The sequence below is a fragment of the Methylotenera sp. L2L1 genome (genome assembly GCF_000744605.1).
Taxonomy (GTDB): domain Bacteria; phylum Pseudomonadota; class Gammaproteobacteria; order Burkholderiales; family Methylophilaceae; genus Methylotenera.
In genome coordinates this window covers 2,167,148-2,182,129 of sequence record NZ_JQMG01000001.1, presented here as the reverse complement: position 1 = coordinate 2,182,129, position 14,982 = coordinate 2,167,148, and the positions used below count along the sequence as shown (strand labels likewise).

Here is a 14,982-nt window from a genome sequence, read left to right as displayed (position 1 = left end):
GAGATGCTATCTAATATAAATTGGGACTTATTAAATCTCACATAAGTTCCATTGCCTTGTTATTGACTTAAACCTAGGTTAAAACTAACTTAATTTAAAATTGTCGTACACTTTGTATGTTAAATGATGATTAAGGAGATTAATTCCATGGACAGCCTAGAGTTGAGCACTAAGCAATGCACACCATGCCAAGGTGGTATTCCACCTATGACCGGTGAAGTGGCTAATCAATATCTGTCTTCAGCGCCAGGATGGGAGTTACGAGACGATGCCACCAAGATCAAAAAAACATTTAAATTCAAAAACTTCATTGATGCCTTAGCACTAGCGCAGCAAGTCGGGGATCTTTGCGAAAAAGAAGGACACCACCCAGACATCACCATTGGTTGGGGTTACTGTAGCGTTGTCTTTCAAACCCATAAGATTAATGGGCTGCACGAAAATGACTTTATTATGGCGTCTAAAGTAAATATGCTGGTGGATAATCACACCACCGTATAAGCCGAAGCTTAACTAAATATAAGCTTAACCAAGAAAATATCTCAATGTGATTAATTAACTTAAATATATAAGCTATTGATTATATTAACTAAGTTCAACAACGCCATCAAAACTAACATTAAGGTTTAATGTACCTATTGCTAGGGTCATTTTTACCGGTAGCTTTTCGTTGCCATCGAGCTCACGCTTGGCACATGCTTGCGCTAAAGCCTGCTCAATTTCTCTCTGGGAGTTAATCCCTACCATTTTTAAAAACTGGCGAATGCTCATATTAAAGGTATCGTTATTCATATTAAACTCCATGCTGAATGGTTGAATGATGATGACACGTACATAAAAAGTCTTTAAATGCCCAGCTTTAGAGCCCTACAACTCTCAATAAGTTTGCGACTGAATCTATAGTAAAGTCTGGTTTAATTGACGATACATCAGCATAGCTCTGGCGGTATTTTCCCGTTTTCACTAAAACCCCTTTCAGGCCAATTTTCTGCCCACCGCCCACATCCACATCAATGTCATCACCCACCATCATCACTTCTGAAGGCATCAAGCCCATATCGTCAAGCGCAATGCGAAAAAAGTCAGAAGATGGCTTACCAATAACCATCGCATTAACACCGCTTGCATATTCCAGGGCCGTGACAAAACCGCCTATATCCATTTGCAAGCCCTGTTCGGTTTGCCAAAATTTGTTTTTATGGATGGTAATGAGCTTAGCGCCATTCATCAGCGCCTTAAAAACGTCATTCAGTAACGTATAAGTCCAAGCATTACCAATATCGCCAATCACAATGTAGTCAGGGTTGGTCTCTGATTGCGGAAGCTCATTAAAATCTCTTTTAACATCCTCGGCTAATAATAAGCGGCATACAGGGTTAAGTTGCTTCCTTAAATAAAGTAAGGTAGCTTGGGGCGCACTGATGAGTTCACTTGCAGGGATGTCAAACCCTAAGGCATTGATTTTTTTGTGTAGCGTGGCTAATGATAGTGTGCTGGTATTTGTAACAAAACGGCATGGCATACCGCTAGCACGTATTGCTTTGATCGTATCGACTGCACCGTCTATGGGGCTGGCACCGGTATAAAGCACACCATCTAGATCAAATAAAATACCTTTAATTGATAGCTGATTGTTCATATTCGGCATCACCTCCAAACTAGGCTAGCAAATTATATTAATAACAACAGATGAAGCATGAAAAGAATTTAATCACAAATCTCTTAGTCACAAGTCAATGATAGCGCAAATAAGTGACTTGTTAAACTAAGGTTTATTAAACTAAAACTTGTAAACTATGGCTTGCAAACCAATATCTTTGCGCTGAACTTATGATGATTTTAAGCGGCAGCCTTAATCTACTCTAAAGATTGGATGGTGAGAATAGAATAAGGTTTTAAATAGATTTGCCATCAAGAAGAATAGCTTAGGCTATCTACAAGCTACGCTTCTAGGGCTATTTTGGAATTAACGATTGTTAAAGAATGCAATATTCATGGCTTTATCATTTACAAATGTAATTTCAGTTTCTTTGTAAGTACGTTTTGGATCATATTTCACTATGTTTTTGTAGTACCACATTTCAACTTTAACTGGCTTAGATTTACTTTCATCTGCACCAGCCTTGAGCATTACTGTATTAGCGCCTGATGGCTTAACCGACATTTCCTTTTTAAAAGGTACACCTAACTTATCGGTGATTACTTTTTTAGTTTTTCCGCTAAATGTATTTAAAAACTCATTCTCAGTGTATGTTTTAGGAGGCGCAGCATGCGTCACTGACATTGAAGTCACTAAAAAAGAAGCCATCGCGACGGTTAACAATAATTTCTTAATACTAAATTGCATATCTCTCTCCATAATTAACACTTGATTATCTCATTTATCGGTGCATTAACAAACGCCCCACTAACAAGATTGGTTTACTGCTAAATCGTAATTTTTAACCCATCGTAGCCTACAAACACATTATCCGGCAGTTGCGCACTAAGTGCAGTGTATTCTAATTCGTGTGTCATATGAATCAAATAAGTTGTTTTAGCCTCTATCTGACTAGCTAAAGCAAGGCTTTGTTCCAAGTTGATGTGGCTATAGTGCGGTGTCACGCGCAGGCAATCTAATAACAAAACATCTACATCATTCAATAGTGGCATTGATGTGTCAGGTATTGCAGATACATCCGTCAAATAAACTAAGTTGCCAATCCGGTAACCGTATATATCGCTGTGCCCGTGTTTAATTGGTATCGGTACGATGACTTGGTCGAATAGTTTGAATGGTGCAACCACAGGGTTTACCTTCAAAATGGGTAAATCCCAAAAGTCACCAGCCTCACGTAACGTATATCCAAACTTATCTGCAATATGTCGCATTGCATCTGGGCTGCCATACAGGGGAATTTGACAGCGCTGTTTTTGGCAGTAAGCACGCAAATCATCAATGCCGTGTAAATGGTCAGCGTGCGTATGGGTGTAAAGTACGGCGTTTACGTTCAGCAAGCCTTCTCTAAGCGCTTGCTGGCGCAGGTCTGGTCCTGTGTCAATAAGAATCACGTTGCCATCATCAAGGGTAATCGCACTTGAACAGCGCGTCCTATGGTTGCGCTTATCTGTAGATATGCATGTGTTGCATTGGCAGCCAATCATTGGCGTGCCAGCACTCGAACCTACCCCTAACATTGTTAATTGCATTAACAGCCTTTATCTGATGATGTCTACGTTTACAGTTTTATTAAGTGCATACGGTTAGACAACTGAACGCTTAGCATGCTTAAACAAACGAAAAAAATTCTCCGTCGTTGCTGTAGCAAGCGTATCAAAAGAAATACCTCGTAGATTAGCAACCTCCTCAGCTACATGTTTGACATAGCTTGGCTGGTTTGTCTTTCCACGGTACGGAGTTGGCGCTAAATATGGAGAGTCAGTTTCTACCAAAATTCTATCTAATGGCACATGCTTGGCTACTTCTTTAATGCTATGTGCATTTTTGAAAGTAATAATGCCAGAGAATGAAATATAAAAACCTAGCGCAATCCCTTCTAGTGCCACGTCCAAGCTTTCAGTAAAACAATGCATTACACCGCCAACTTGCTGTGCATTCTCTTCTCGCATAATACGCAAGGTATCTTCAGGTGAGTTCCGTGTATGAATCACTAGTGGCTTACCAGTCGCAATTGCAGCACGTATATGCGTACGGAACCTTGTGCGTTGCCACTCTAGGTCACCTGTCAGTCTAAAGTAATCTAAACCGGTTTCTCCAATGGCAATCACTTTAGGATGATTAGCAAGTTTGATTAACTCTTCTACAGTAGGCTCTTGAATGTCTTCATAATCGGGATGAACGCCCACTGAAGCATAGAAATTATCATTTTCCTCAGCGAGTGCTAACACTTGAGGAAAATCTGGCAAGGTGACTGAAATACATAGAGCATGGCTAACCTGATTGTCCTGCATCGACTGTTTAATGGCAGGTAGGTTGGCTAACAGCTCTGGGAAATTGAGGTGGCAATGAGAATCAACAAGCATGGTGTTTAATTAAATGGTTTTCGACTAAATCGTATGAGTAGCACGTAATGATTTAAGCGCGTTACCTAAAAGTCCTTCTATCTTAGTGCGAGCTTCTAAGCCGCCACTTTTTTCATTAAACTGAACCCCAATACCCTGAGGTTTGTTACCTTGAGTATTAGGCGTAATCCAAACAACATTGCCCACCACTTTTAGCTTCACTGGGTCATCAATTAAGCTAAGCAACATAAACACTTCTTCGCCCATTTGAAATGACTTGGTTGTTGGAATAAACAAGCCGCCACCCACTAAAAACGGCATATATGCTGCATATAGCGCTGCTTTTTCCTTGATTGCAAGTGACAAAACCCCCGGTTTAGGCGCTACAGTGTTCGCATTTTTAATTTCGTCTTGTGTATCTTCAGCCATAATTAAACTCTATTGAAGGATTCTACTTAATAATCTATTTTGTTAAGTCAATAAAATAAATCGAAATTAAAAAATTTTAGTGTAATCAAGTAAAAGGCCTTCCATTTGCAACTCATGATTCAATGGATGTGAGGCTAATTTCCTTAACTCGTTCATTTTTTTATGCATATCGAATAATCGACTCAAGTTTACCTTGTCCGCCAACGCTTGCAAAGCACCGATGTGTTGCAAATGATAGCGTGCTTGCTGTCCTAACTTAACGGCAACCATATCATATATCCACTTTTGAATAGTGATTATGCCGGTCTCAGCTGAGTTTGCTATTAGTAAAGGTGCAAGGATATAAGGCTCTAGTTTCGGACCAAGTGCTAGGTGCCTCCAAATTTCTGATAGCTGATCAAATTGTATTTGCTCAGAAAATACCTTAATTGGGGAGCCCTCTAGATAGGCTAATTGCTGCTTTGCATTTTTAACGCCCTGCTCTTCCAGCCATAATAGTGCTTGCGATTCATTGGGCACTGGCATATTTATCTTTTGGCATCGGCTAATAATTGTCGGTAATAGCCGCTGCAATTGATGAGCCACTAGAATGAAAACCACCCCAGGGGCCGGCTCCTCCAGCATTTTAAGTAGTGCGTTTGCAGAGGCGGTATTCAATGTTTCAGCCGGATGAATTAAAACAATCCGTACCCCGCTGCTTTGATGGCTTGATAAGCTCAAAAAGTCACTTAAATCGCGAATCTGCGTAACAGAAATCTGTGTTTTTTTCTTGGTCTTTTTGCTTGGCGCAGCATCATCAGACTCAGCTTCTTGCTCAGGGCTGAGTAAACGAAAATCAGGATGACTTTCATCATTAAACCAGTGACAGCTAGAGCATATTTTACATGCGCTGCCATTTGGCGTTTTATTTAAACACAGCAACGCCTGACTAAAGTTACGGGCGAAATCATATTTACCTATCCCCGCACGACCATGCAGCAAAATGGCATGCGGCAAGCGCTGCTCGCCATGAGCTAAACGCTCCCATAACTGGGTTTGCCATGGGTAGGTATTAGCACCTATCATAAAGACGCTATCGCCTGCATCACCGATTGAGCAACCTCTTCTAACGGTCGGTTACTATCAATGACTTTAAATCTGGCTGGGTTTTGTTGTGCACGCTGCAAATAAGCATTACGGATACGCGTAAAGAAATCAGCAGACTCTCTTTCAAACTTATCTGGCGTACGCGCGGCAGATAATCGCTGCATGCTGACCTCCACCGGTACGTCAAACAGTAGTGTCATATCAGGTTGCAAACCATCTTGCACCCATTGCTCCAGCAACTCTATCTTTGAAGCCGCCACGCCTTTAGCGCCACACTGGTAAGCATAAGTCGCGTCTGTGAAACGATCAGAAAGTACGTAAGCGCCACGTGCCAATGCTGGTACAATCACATGGGCAATATGCTCACGCCTAGCCGCAAACATTAACAACGTTTCAGTTTCTGGGTGCATAGCCTCATGCAGCAATAACTCGCGAAGGCGCTCGCCTAACTCAGTGCCACCTGGTTCGCGTGTTGAAACAACCTCTACGCCACGCGCACTCAACAATTCAATAATACTAGAGATATGCGTGCTTTTACCGGCACCATCCATCCCTTCTAATGTAATAAATTTGGCTTTCATATTTTTATTTTTTCAACTGATAGCGGACGACTGCAATGTTATGTTCATTCAAATTATTAGAAAAAGCATGGCTACCGTCGCCCTTACCTACAAAATATAGCGCTTTGGTTTTAGCTGGATGTAATGCAGCTTCAATCGCAGCCAAGCCTGGCATCGCAATTGGTGTCGGTGGCAAGCCGCCTCGCGTATAGGTGTTATAAGGCGTATCGGTCAACAAGTCTTTCTTTCTAATGTTGCCGTTAAATTGCAAGCCCATTCCATAAATGACTGTTGGGTCAGTCTGCAGTCGCATGCCAAATTGCATTCTGTTAATAAAAACACCAGCAATCATTGGCCGCTCACTGGCTTTTCCTGTTTCTTTTTCAACAATTGAAGCCATAATTAAAGCCTCATAGCTGTTTTTGTATGGTAAATTTTCCTCTCGATTTTGCCACGCTTTATCAAGCTTAGCTTGCATCGCATCGTAGCTGATTTTCAATAATGCAATATCTGTAGTATGGCGATTGAAATAAAAAGTATCAGGGAAAAACAAGCCCTCTGGCGCGCTATATGGAGAACCCAGTCGTTGCATAATCTCACGGTCGGATAAGCTGGTAATTGTTTGCTTTACCGCATCATTTTTTGCAAGCTTCTCACGCATCTGCGCAAAGGTGCGCCCTTCAATAAAAGTGACACTACCCTGCGTAGCCTTGCCGTAATTGAGCGATAACAACAATTGGTAAGGAGAAATATTCTTATTCAAGGTATAACTACCTGCTTGTAAATATTGCTCCTTATTTAAGAGCTTAGCGATTAAAACAAATCGCCATGGCTCACGCAATACACCTTGCGCCACTAATTGATTCGCAATACTTCGGAGCCCACTATTGGGGGCAATTACAACTTCTTGGCTACTAGGTTGTAACTTTAAAGGAGCAATCGCGTAGTACACCAGCCATACCGTTAACAATACAGAGAGAACTAGGCTGATAAATAGCCAATTTTTAATGCGTTTAACCATGAGTCAGTATATTTCTAATTGTAGAAGCCAATGCCTGTTGCTCCCATGTTTGATTATCTATTGCAGTTACCTGAAATGCGCCATATAAACTATTACAAATAAACAGCTCATCTGCGCTTAGTAGATCTTGCAATGATAATGTTGCTATACTACAAGTCAAACCAAGCAAGCTTCCTAAGCCAAGTATTCTCTGCCTAGTAATGCCAGCAACACCACACTGAGTTAAGTCTGGCGTGTATAAATGATCACCTACTCGGGCAAAAAGATTGCTCATCGTGCATTCAATGACATTATTGTGCGTATCTAACATCAAGCCATCAAAAACAGACTCGTCGCGCCACTCCATGCGCGCCAGTATATTTTCCAATCGGTTAAGATGCTTAATGCCGGCAAGTTTAGGTTGTAACGCTAAGCGCGTTTCACATAGGTGCAAGCGCACGCCTTGTGCATAGTTGGCGTCAGCATATGTCGGCATTGCCGATTTAATTAATACCCGCGTAGGGATGGTGACGGCAGGTGGTGCATAACCACGCTCCCCCTCGCCTCTGGTGATAATGATTTTAGCAACAGAAATTTCACCATTCTGAAACTCATCAATTGGAAAAAGTTGCTGAATATCACACATTAACAATTCTGCACTGGGGCAAACAATCCCAATCACAGCACAATCAGCCACTAATTTTTGATAATGAAAAGGCCAGCTAATGGGTTGGCCATCTTTAATTCTCATTGTCCGAAAAACACCATCACCGTAAGTAAAACCACGGTCTACGGCCGAGATTGCTTGGTCAAAACTGCCGTTTACTAAAGATGTGTGATGGTGAGCCATAAGGCGTAATTAAACCATACAGACCATAAATACACTACCTAAAACAGCTAATAAAAAGCCCGCAATTGACGACCAATGCGGGCTTAGATACTGCAATTTAATGGCTAATTAGACTTTTTTAAACACCAAGCTGCCATTTGTACCGCCAAAACCAAAGTTGTTTTTCAGTGCGTACTCAATTTTCATATCACGTGCAGTATTAGCACAGTAATCTAAATCACATTCCGGATCTTGGTTAAAGATGTTAATGGTAGGTGGAGACAATTGGTTGTGAATTGCTAATACGGTAAATACTGACTCCAAACCACCAGCGCCACCAAGTAAATGGCCAGTCATCGATTTGGTAGAGTTCACTACAAACTTGTAAGCATGGTCGCCAAATGCTGCTTTAATGGCATTGGTTTCATTGGTATCACCAAGCGGTGTTGATGTACCATGCGCATTTACATATTGCACAGCATCTGGATTAATACCTGCATTCTGCATTGCATTGCACATAGAGCGGCGTGGGCCGTCCATGTTTGGTGCAGTCATATGGTAAGCGTCAGCACTCATGCCGTAACCGCTTAGTTCTGCATAAATCTTCGCCCCGCGTTTTTTTGCATGCTCATATTCTTCCAGTACCATCACGCCAGCACCTTCACCAATCACAAAGCCATCACGGTCTTTATCCCATGGGCGGCTAGCAGTTGCTGGGTCGTCATTGCGGGTTGAAAGTGCGCGTGCTGCAGCAAAGCCACCAACGCTTAAGCGTGTAATAGCAGCCTCTGCGCCACCGGCAATCATCACATCTGCATCGCCGTACTCAATCATACGTGAAGCATCACCAATGGAGTGTGTACCCGTTGTACATGCAGTGACGATAGAGACATTAGGGCCTTTAAAGCCAAACATGATACTCAGATTACCTGAAATCATATTGATGATAGTGCCAGGAATGAAAAATGGCGATATTTTACGTGGGCCAGACTCTTTATAAAGCACATCAGTGTCTTCAATAAGTTGCATGCCGCCAATACCCGAACCAATTGAAACGCCAATACGTTCAGCATTTTCTTCTGTGGCGACAATGCCTGAGTCTTTAACTGCCTCAATAGCGGCGGCAAGGCCGTATTGAATGAAAGTATCCATGCGTCTAGCGTCTTTTGCTGTGATGAAATCTTCAGGGTTGAAGTTTTTCACCTCACCGGCGATGGTCGAAGAAAATGCACTTGCATCAAATTTGGTAATTTGCGTAATGCCAGATTTACCAGCAACAAGGTTATCCCAAGCGGTTTTAACACCAATTCCAACAGGTGAAACAACACCAAGACCAGTTACTACAACTCTACGTTTAGACATACAGGATACCTCTAAGAATTCTTTACTATGTGTATTACATCATCGCGAGCTACTCGCGGCTACACTGCACAACAAGGACTATCTCAGTTTCTATATTCCCTGCGTCTTAAGATATTACTTATCCATTAGATTTTAGAGCCACCTATTTAAAAGGGCTCAAAGACGAGGTTTAGGAAACAAAAAGGCAAAAGGCAGCAAGCTCTGAATGAGCAAACTGCCTAATTGTGAATTTATTTGAGGTTAGTATTGATGTAATCAATCGCTAATTGAACTGTAGTGATTTTTTCTGCTTCTTCATCAGGGATTTCGCAGTCAAATTCTTCTTCTAGCGCCATTACCAACTCCACTGTATCTAGTGAATCAGCACCTAAATCATCTACAAATGATGATGCATTTTTAACATCAGCTTCATTTGCACCTAGTTGTTCAGCAACAATTTTTTTAACACGTTGTTCGATGTCAGACATCTAAATACCCCTTAATATAAAAAATAGCTTAAATATAAAAAATAGTTCAGCTAAGGCAGCATTCTACCAAAACTCAACGATAATACAAAAAACTTAATCAATAGTAGCAAATCTAACGGCGTCTTTATATAAAAAGACCTACTAAACCATTAACATCCCACCATTTACGTGGATTGTTTCACCCGTAATATAAGCAGCGTTAGGTGAAGCCAAGAATGCAACAGTCGCTGCAATCTCTTTCACCGATCCTAAACGCCCTGCAGGAATACGAGCAAGCATTTTATTGGTAATATCCTCAGACAGTTCTGCTGTCATGTCGGTCTCAATAAAACCTGGCGCTACACAGTTTACAGTAATTCCACGACTTCCAACCTCTGCAGCCAATGATTTTGTAAAGCCAGTCATGCCTGCTTTCGCGGCAGCATAATTAGTTTGCCCTGCATTGCCCATGTGGCCAACCACGGAAGAAATGCTAATAATACGTCCTGCACGTGCCTTCATCATTGGGCGCAACACTGCTTGGCTCATACGAAATACTGAAGTTAAATTGGTGCTAATAACCGCATCCCAATCATCATCTTTCATACGCATCAGTAAGGTATCACGTGTAATACCTGCATTGTTAACCAATACACTTACGTCGCCATATTTTTCGCCAATCGCCTTTAGCGTGGCTTCCACTTGTGCCGCATCATTCACATCTAAAGACATACCCTCGCCTTGAATACCAGCAGCTACCAACGTCTCACTAATGGCTGATGCACCTTTGTCAGAAGTTGCGGTACCAATGACGATTGCGCCTTGTTTACCCAACTCTAAAGCAATAGCAGCGCCAATGCCGCGGCTTGCGCCTGTGATTAATGCAATTTGACCAGCTAACATAAGCGACCTCTGTATAAAATTGAAGTGTATTTTCTAAAGTGTACTTTTAAACTCAAGTAATGCGTCATTACTTGTTAATGCAACGCATGGCAACTCTGCAACAATGCGCTTAGTTAATCCAGCCAATACTTTACCTGGACCGCACTCAGCCGTTTGAGTAACCCCTAGCGTTGCAATATGCTGCACAGTTTCAACCCATCGCACTGGACTATATAATTGACGTACTAGTGCATCTTTTATTTTATCACCACCATCGTAAGCGGCCACATCTGCGTTGTGCACCACTGGAATCAACGGCTTATTGATCGTGACATTAGCTAAATAATCTGCCAATTTAAGCGCCGCTGGACGCATTAAAGCACAATGAGATGGTACGCTGACTGGCAAAGCCAATGCGCGCTTGGCACCTTTAGCTTTCGCAGCTTCCATGCCGCGCTCTACAGCGGCTTTATTGCCTGCAATCACCACTTGTCCTGGCGAGTTTAAGTTAACAGCTTCTAGAACTTCACCTTGTGCAGCCTCAGCACAGACGGCGCGCACCGCATCATCATCTAACCCTAAGATTGCAGCCATAGCACCCACGCCAGCAGGCACGGCACTTTGCATCACTTCTGCACGATACCTTACTAGCGGCAATGCATCTTTAAATGATAATGCACCAGCCGCTACCAATGCAGTATATTCGCCCAGACTATGACCTGCTACTACTGTTGGCAATTGATCTGATACAGCTTGCCATGCACGCCAAGCGGCTACGCCAGCTGTCAGCATGATAGGCTGAGTGTTGGTGGTTTCGTTAATCAGCTCATTTGCTTCAGTTGCCATTGCCCAAAAATCTACACCTAAAACATCGGACGCTTCTTGGAATGTATCACGGATGATTTTATTATCACCAAAGCCGCTCATCATGCCTACTGACTGTGAGCCTTGACCTGGAAAAAAGAATGCTGTTTTTTTCATAAATTACTTTATATTATCCATATAATTAATTGAATATTAATACTTAATTAATGCAGAACCCCAGGTGAACCCGCCACCAAAAGCCTCCATTAATATCACGTCACCGCGTTTGATGCGGCCGTCTTTTACTGCTGTATCCAGCGCCAAAGGAATAGAGGCTGCAGAGGTGTTGCCGTGCTTATCTACAGTCACGACTACACGATCCATGCTCATATCTAACTTTTTAGCAGTCGCTTGCAATATACGAATATTCGCTTGATGCGGCACTAACCAGTCAATATCTGACTTTTGCATATTGTTGGCAGCAAGGGTCTCATCCACAATCTGATCCAAGGTGTTGACGGCCATTTTGAATACAGAGTTACCTTCCATCACAACGGTATCAGGCTTGTCAGTATTGCGCGGTACGTGCAGCATGTTTTCATAGCGACCATCAGCATGCAGATGGGTGGAAATAACGCCCTGCTCACTTGATGCCTGCATGATGATTGCGCCTGCGCCATCACCCCAAAGAATACAGTTGCCGCGATCAGTGTAATCGGTGATACGAGAGAAGGTTTCTGCACCGATCACTAATGCACATTTAACGCCCCCAGCTTTAATGAAGTTATCTGCTGTAGTCAGTGCATACACAAAGCCACTGCAAACTGCCTGTATGTCAAATGCCGGGCAGCCTGATATCTCCAGCTTCTTTTGTACCATTGTCGCTACGCTAGGAAATACTTTATCTGGTGTGGTTGTCGCAACAATAATCAAATCAATATCATTCGCGCTCACGCCTGCGCTTGCAATGGCATTTTTAGCCGCCTGAAGAGCTAAATCACTAGTAAACTCACCTTCGGCCGCAATATGGCGCTCGCGTATACCAGTGCGTGTAAAAATCCATTCATCGGTAGTATCTACCATATGCTCTAAATCAGCATTGGTCAGTATTTTGCTTGGTAAATAGCTACCGGTACCTGCTATACGAGAAAATATCATTGCATATCCTGAGAGTTTTTTACAGCCGAACTTGGTTGTAAATGTTCAATTTCCAGCTGCTCTGTAATGCGGCGCAGCACCCCACTGCGAGCCTCTTCTATCGCCACATGAATTGCTGAGAAATAAGCCACCCGATCTGCGCCACCGTGACTTTTAACCACAATACCACGCAAACCTAAGAAACTTGCCCCATTATAACGGCGTGGATCTAAGCGATTTTTAAAAGCTTTGAGTACCGGCATCGCACAAAGTGCCATTAATTTAGTCAGCCAGCTCTTTTTGAATTCTTGGGTTAAGAATTTACCCATCATATGAGCTAAGCCTTCCGTGGTTTTTAACGACACGTTACCAACAAAACCATCGCAAACTACTAAATCTGTTGTGCCTTTAAAGATATCATCACCTTCTACGTTGCCGTAAAAGTTTAAATGACTCGCTTTAAGCAGCTCGCCAGCCTGCTTTGCAACCTCATTACCCTTGATGTCTTCTGAGCCAATATTGAGCAAGCCTACTGTTGGGCGCTCTTTATGTTCCACACAGCTAACCAACATGGCGCCCATGATAGCGAACTGGTAAAGATGTTCAGCAGTACAGTCGGCATTCGCACCTAAGTCAAGCATATAGGTATTACCCTTTTCGCTGGGTAAGGCAGAAGCAATCGCAGGGCGATCAATACCAGGCAGGGTTTTTAATACAAATCGCGCAGTCGCCATGAGTGCGCCCGTATTGCCTGCGCTCACGCAAGCATTGGCTTCGCCGCTTTTTACTAAATTAATAGCAACACGCATGGACGAGTCTTTTTTGTTCTTTAAGGCACTTTGTGGAGATTCATCCATAGTGACAACTTCGGACGCATGATGAATGCGCAAGCGCGGGTTAACTGATGCTTTATGCGCTTTAAGCTCTGCTTCGATGGCATCAGTCAAGCCGACTAACACAACATTCAACTGAGAATCTGAATCCAATGCTTTTAATGCCGCTGGCACCGTGACATGAGGGCCATGATCACCGCCCATTGCGTCAATTGCAATTGTAATATCCATTACTTTATACTCGATTTCAATAGTAAGGTTCTAACCTGGACATGCTACCAAAAACTGACAGCAAGATTAATATGGTACACCATTAAAACATAACGCCGCTCCAAACAAATGGAGCGGCGTTATGTTTCCTGTACTGCCAAACAATTCAATCTAAACCAACGGTGTTATTGAGATTGTTCGCCGAGTAGGTTTACTCGCCTTTTGATGGCAATACTTTACGGCCACGGTAGTAGCCATTAGGACTAATATGGTGACGCAAGTGAGTTTCGCCAGTAGTTGGCTCAACTGCTAATGGTGGATTTGTCAAAAAGTCGTGCGAACGGTGCATACCGCGCTTTGAAGGTGTCTTTTTGTTTTGCTGAACTGCCATAATAAACTCCAATAAAATGATTAAAACATCATCTCAATTACTTGTAAATCGATGCAATAAAATGAATAACGCATCACTAATTTAAGATTACACTAAATAACTAACCCGTAATAATAATACAAAACATTAGTTTTGTCAGCCAATACTATATATTTTAAGATTTAATTAATCCTTTTAGTGCAGCAAACGGGTTGGGCTTCTCGCCGCTTTGCATCGTTACCGGAGCGCAGTCATTACTATGGACAGGTGCTATTGGCAGCGCCAATATAATCTCATCTTCAACAAGCAGCTTTACATCCATCTCCTGACTTGCCTCTTGCAAATCAAAATCATCACCTATTGACGCCTCTACATCGTCCAATGGGCTAGCATCCACATCGCTAATTAAATAATGAAAGTTGAGCGCTAAACTTAAAGGCATTGTCGTCAAGCAGCGTTGACAAGAAGTGGTAAGGCTAACATCTAACGTTAAATGCAAATAACATTGGCCCAGTACGTTTTTTTCACCATTTAAAGTGAAGTTAACCAAACCTTCAGGCTGAATGCTATCACCAGTAGCATCGCCATGCTTTTTAACAGCACCAGCTTCTATATGTTGCGATTCAATCAGCTCACACAACCTAGGGAAGTCGGACAGCGGAAGACTTACCTCCAAGCGCTCACCGCGGGCTGCAAAAGCAAGGTTATCAATTAAAAAAGTTTGATTGGTCATGTTTCAGCTCTTGAATTAAATTAAAGTTTGCAAAATTATCCTAGATTATGGGCAATAGATGTTAACTATTCTAATGCCATCCATCATTAAGCACTCAGCACAAAGTATTCAGAACATCAGCATTTATAAATCGCAAGTAAAACCAACATCAAGATAAAACCAATATAAAATTTGGCAGCGCTTTGACTAACAGGGGTATCTAAAGGTGATGAAAATCACTTTTAGCATTCAATTCAGCGCTAAAATTCGCGCTAGGGATTTAGCAATCAAGGCTCCCATGTTACAATTGCACCGTTTTT

General features: G+C 42.3%; 19 protein-coding genes. 1 reads left to right on the top strand and 18 read right to left on the bottom strand.

Annotated features, from left to right (window positions below; genetic code table 11):
- Window positions 1–147 precede the first annotated feature (147 nt).
- On the top strand, window positions 148–501 hold the full coding sequence (locus FG24_RS10320; protein WP_036303221.1) for a 4a-hydroxytetrahydrobiopterin dehydratase: 354 nt from the start codon (window positions 148–150) through the stop codon (window positions 499–501).
- Between the two features lie 84 nt (window positions 502–585).
- Here FG24_RS10320 and FG24_RS10315 read toward each other — a convergent pair whose 3' ends face one another.
- The 18 genes from FG24_RS10315 to FG24_RS10230 all read right to left on the bottom strand — a co-directional run bounded on the left by FG24_RS10315 (window position 586) and on the right by FG24_RS10230 (window position 14,683).
- Window positions 586–792, bottom strand: coding sequence for a DUF6494 family protein (locus tag FG24_RS10315; protein ID WP_036303217.1), 207 nt, complete (start codon window positions 790–792; stop codon window positions 586–588).
- 67 nt (window positions 793–859) lie between these two features.
- Complete coding sequence (locus FG24_RS10310; RefSeq protein ID WP_036303214.1) at window positions 860–1,639, bottom strand: TIGR01458 family HAD-type hydrolase; 780 nt, start codon at window positions 1,637–1,639, stop codon at window positions 860–862.
- Window positions 1,640–1,966: 327 nt separating this feature from the next.
- Window positions 1,967–2,347 carry a hypothetical protein gene (locus FG24_RS10305; protein WP_036303211.1) on the bottom strand — a complete coding sequence of 127 codons (381 nt, stop codon included), beginning with the start codon at window positions 2,345–2,347 and terminating at the stop codon, window positions 1,967–1,969.
- 80 nt (window positions 2,348–2,427) lie between these two features.
- Window positions 2,428–3,189 carry an MBL fold metallo-hydrolase gene (locus FG24_RS10300; RefSeq protein ID WP_036303208.1) on the bottom strand — a complete coding sequence of 254 codons (762 nt, stop codon included), beginning with the start codon at window positions 3,187–3,189 and terminating at the stop codon, window positions 2,428–2,430.
- Window positions 3,190–3,243: 54 nt separating this feature from the next.
- Entirely contained in the window at window positions 3,244–4,023 is a 780-nt protein-coding gene (locus FG24_RS10295) for a TatD family hydrolase (protein ID WP_036303205.1), read from the bottom strand.
- A 24-nt stretch (window positions 4,024–4,047) separates the two neighbouring features.
- Complete coding sequence (locus tag FG24_RS10290) at window positions 4,048–4,431, bottom strand: PilZ domain-containing protein (protein WP_036303203.1); 384 nt, start codon at window positions 4,429–4,431, stop codon at window positions 4,048–4,050.
- A 66-nt stretch (window positions 4,432–4,497) separates the two neighbouring features.
- Complete coding sequence (holB, locus tag FG24_RS10285; RefSeq protein ID WP_036303201.1) at window positions 4,498–5,496, bottom strand: DNA polymerase III subunit delta'; 999 nt, start codon at window positions 5,494–5,496, stop codon at window positions 4,498–4,500.
- Window positions 5,493–6,098: a dTMP kinase gene (tmk, locus tag FG24_RS10280; RefSeq protein WP_036303198.1), complete on the bottom strand. Its 606-nt coding sequence runs from the start codon at window positions 6,096–6,098 to the stop codon at window positions 5,493–5,495. Before tmk ends, holB begins: the two co-directional genes overlap by 4 nt.
- Before the next feature lie 4 nt (window positions 6,099–6,102).
- The gene (gene mltG / locus FG24_RS10275; RefSeq protein WP_036303196.1) at window positions 6,103–7,098 is read right to left on the bottom strand and encodes an endolytic transglycosylase MltG; all 996 of its coding nucleotides are present in this window, start codon (window positions 7,096–7,098) and stop codon (window positions 6,103–6,105) included.
- Window positions 7,091–7,927 (bottom strand): aminodeoxychorismate lyase, encoded by an 837-nt coding sequence (gene pabC, locus FG24_RS10270; protein ID WP_036303194.1) that lies wholly within the window; start codon window positions 7,925–7,927, stop codon window positions 7,091–7,093. Before pabC ends, mltG begins: the two co-directional genes overlap by 8 nt.
- 108 nt (window positions 7,928–8,035) lie before the next feature.
- On the bottom strand, window positions 8,036–9,268 hold the full coding sequence (gene fabF / locus FG24_RS10265) for a beta-ketoacyl-ACP synthase II (RefSeq protein WP_036303191.1): 1,233 nt from the start codon (window positions 9,266–9,268) through the stop codon (window positions 8,036–8,038).
- Window positions 9,269–9,498: 230 nt separating this feature from the next.
- Window positions 9,499–9,735: an acyl carrier protein gene (acpP, locus tag FG24_RS10260; protein ID WP_015832083.1), complete on the bottom strand. Its 237-nt coding sequence runs from the start codon at window positions 9,733–9,735 to the stop codon at window positions 9,499–9,501.
- Between the two features lie 141 nt (window positions 9,736–9,876).
- Window positions 9,877–10,617 carry a 3-oxoacyl-ACP reductase FabG gene (gene fabG, locus FG24_RS10255; protein WP_036303187.1) on the bottom strand — a complete coding sequence of 247 codons (741 nt, stop codon included), beginning with the start codon at window positions 10,615–10,617 and terminating at the stop codon, window positions 9,877–9,879.
- A 33-nt stretch (window positions 10,618–10,650) separates the two neighbouring features.
- Window positions 10,651–11,577 (bottom strand): ACP S-malonyltransferase, encoded by a 927-nt coding sequence (gene fabD / locus FG24_RS10250; RefSeq protein ID WP_036303185.1) that lies wholly within the window; start codon window positions 11,575–11,577, stop codon window positions 10,651–10,653.
- A gap of 36 nt (window positions 11,578–11,613) precedes the next feature.
- Window positions 11,614–12,558 carry a beta-ketoacyl-ACP synthase III gene (locus FG24_RS10245; RefSeq protein WP_036303182.1) on the bottom strand — a complete coding sequence of 315 codons (945 nt, stop codon included), beginning with the start codon at window positions 12,556–12,558 and terminating at the stop codon, window positions 11,614–11,616.
- Window positions 12,555–13,601: a phosphate acyltransferase PlsX gene (gene plsX / locus FG24_RS10240; protein WP_036303181.1), complete on the bottom strand. Its 1,047-nt coding sequence runs from the start codon at window positions 13,599–13,601 to the stop codon at window positions 12,555–12,557. Before plsX ends, FG24_RS10245 begins: the two co-directional genes overlap by 4 nt.
- A gap of 190 nt (window positions 13,602–13,791) precedes the next feature.
- Window positions 13,792–13,971 (bottom strand): 50S ribosomal protein L32, encoded by a 180-nt coding sequence (rpmF, locus tag FG24_RS10235; protein ID WP_015832088.1) that lies wholly within the window; start codon window positions 13,969–13,971, stop codon window positions 13,792–13,794.
- A 154-nt stretch (window positions 13,972–14,125) separates the two neighbouring features.
- A complete protein-coding gene (locus FG24_RS10230) occupies window positions 14,126–14,683 on the bottom strand; it encodes a YceD family protein (RefSeq protein WP_036303177.1) in 558 nt (185 codons plus the stop codon).
- Window positions 14,684–14,982 lie beyond the last annotated feature (299 nt).

Bases quoted from the DNA above. Each gene is read 5' to 3' on its own strand.
- FG24_RS10315 (WP_036303217.1), bottom strand. From the start codon at position 792: ATGAATAACGATACCTTTAATATGAGCATTCGCCAGTTTTTAAAAATG.
- FG24_RS10295 (WP_036303205.1), bottom strand. From the start codon at position 4,023: ATGCTTGTTGATTCTCATTGCCACCTCAATTTCCCAGAGCTGTTAGCC.
- mltG (WP_036303196.1), bottom strand. From the start codon at position 7,098: ATGGTTAAACGCATTAAAAATTGGCTATTTATCAGCCTAGTTCTCTCT.
- pabC (WP_036303194.1), bottom strand. From the start codon at position 7,927: ATGGCTCACCATCACACATCTTTAGTAAACGGCAGTTTTGACCAAGCA.
- fabG (WP_036303187.1), bottom strand. From the start codon at position 10,617: ATGTTAGCTGGTCAAATTGCATTAATCACAGGCGCAAGCCGCGGCATT.
- acpP (WP_015832083.1), bottom strand. From the start codon at position 9,735: ATGTCTGACATCGAACAACGTGTTAAAAAAATTGTTGCTGAACAACTA.
- FG24_RS10300 (WP_036303208.1), bottom strand. From the start codon at position 3,189: ATGCAATTAACAATGTTAGGGGTAGGTTCGAGTGCTGGCACGCCAATG.
- FG24_RS10310 (WP_036303214.1), bottom strand. From the start codon at position 1,639: ATGAACAATCAGCTATCAATTAAAGGTATTTTATTTGATCTAGATGGT.
- FG24_RS10245 (WP_036303182.1), bottom strand. From the start codon at position 12,558: ATGATATTTTCTCGTATAGCAGGTACCGGTAGCTATTTACCAAGCAAA.
- FG24_RS10230 (WP_036303177.1), bottom strand. From the start codon at position 14,683: ATGACCAATCAAACTTTTTTAATTGATAACCTTGCTTTTGCAGCCCGC.
- FG24_RS10305 (WP_036303211.1), bottom strand. From the start codon at position 2,347: ATGCAATTTAGTATTAAGAAATTATTGTTAACCGTCGCGATGGCTTCT.
- tmk (WP_036303198.1), bottom strand. From the start codon at position 6,098: ATGAAAGCCAAATTTATTACATTAGAAGGGATGGATGGTGCCGGTAAA.
- rpmF (WP_015832088.1), bottom strand. From the start codon at position 13,971: ATGGCAGTTCAGCAAAACAAAAAGACACCTTCAAAGCGCGGTATGCAC.
- holB (WP_036303201.1), bottom strand. From the start codon at position 5,496: ATGATAGGTGCTAATACCTACCCATGGCAAACCCAGTTATGGGAGCGT.
- fabD (WP_036303185.1), bottom strand. From the start codon at position 11,577: ATGAAAAAAACAGCATTCTTTTTTCCAGGTCAAGGCTCACAGTCAGTA.
- FG24_RS10290 (WP_036303203.1), bottom strand. From the start codon at position 4,431: ATGGCTGAAGATACACAAGACGAAATTAAAAATGCGAACACTGTAGCG.
- plsX (WP_036303181.1), bottom strand. From the start codon at position 13,601: ATGGATATTACAATTGCAATTGACGCAATGGGCGGTGATCATGGCCCT.
- fabF (WP_036303191.1), bottom strand. From the start codon at position 9,268: ATGTCTAAACGTAGAGTTGTAGTAACTGGTCTTGGTGTTGTTTCACCT.
- FG24_RS10320 (WP_036303221.1), top strand. From the start codon at position 148: ATGGACAGCCTAGAGTTGAGCACTAAGCAATGCACACCATGCCAAGGT.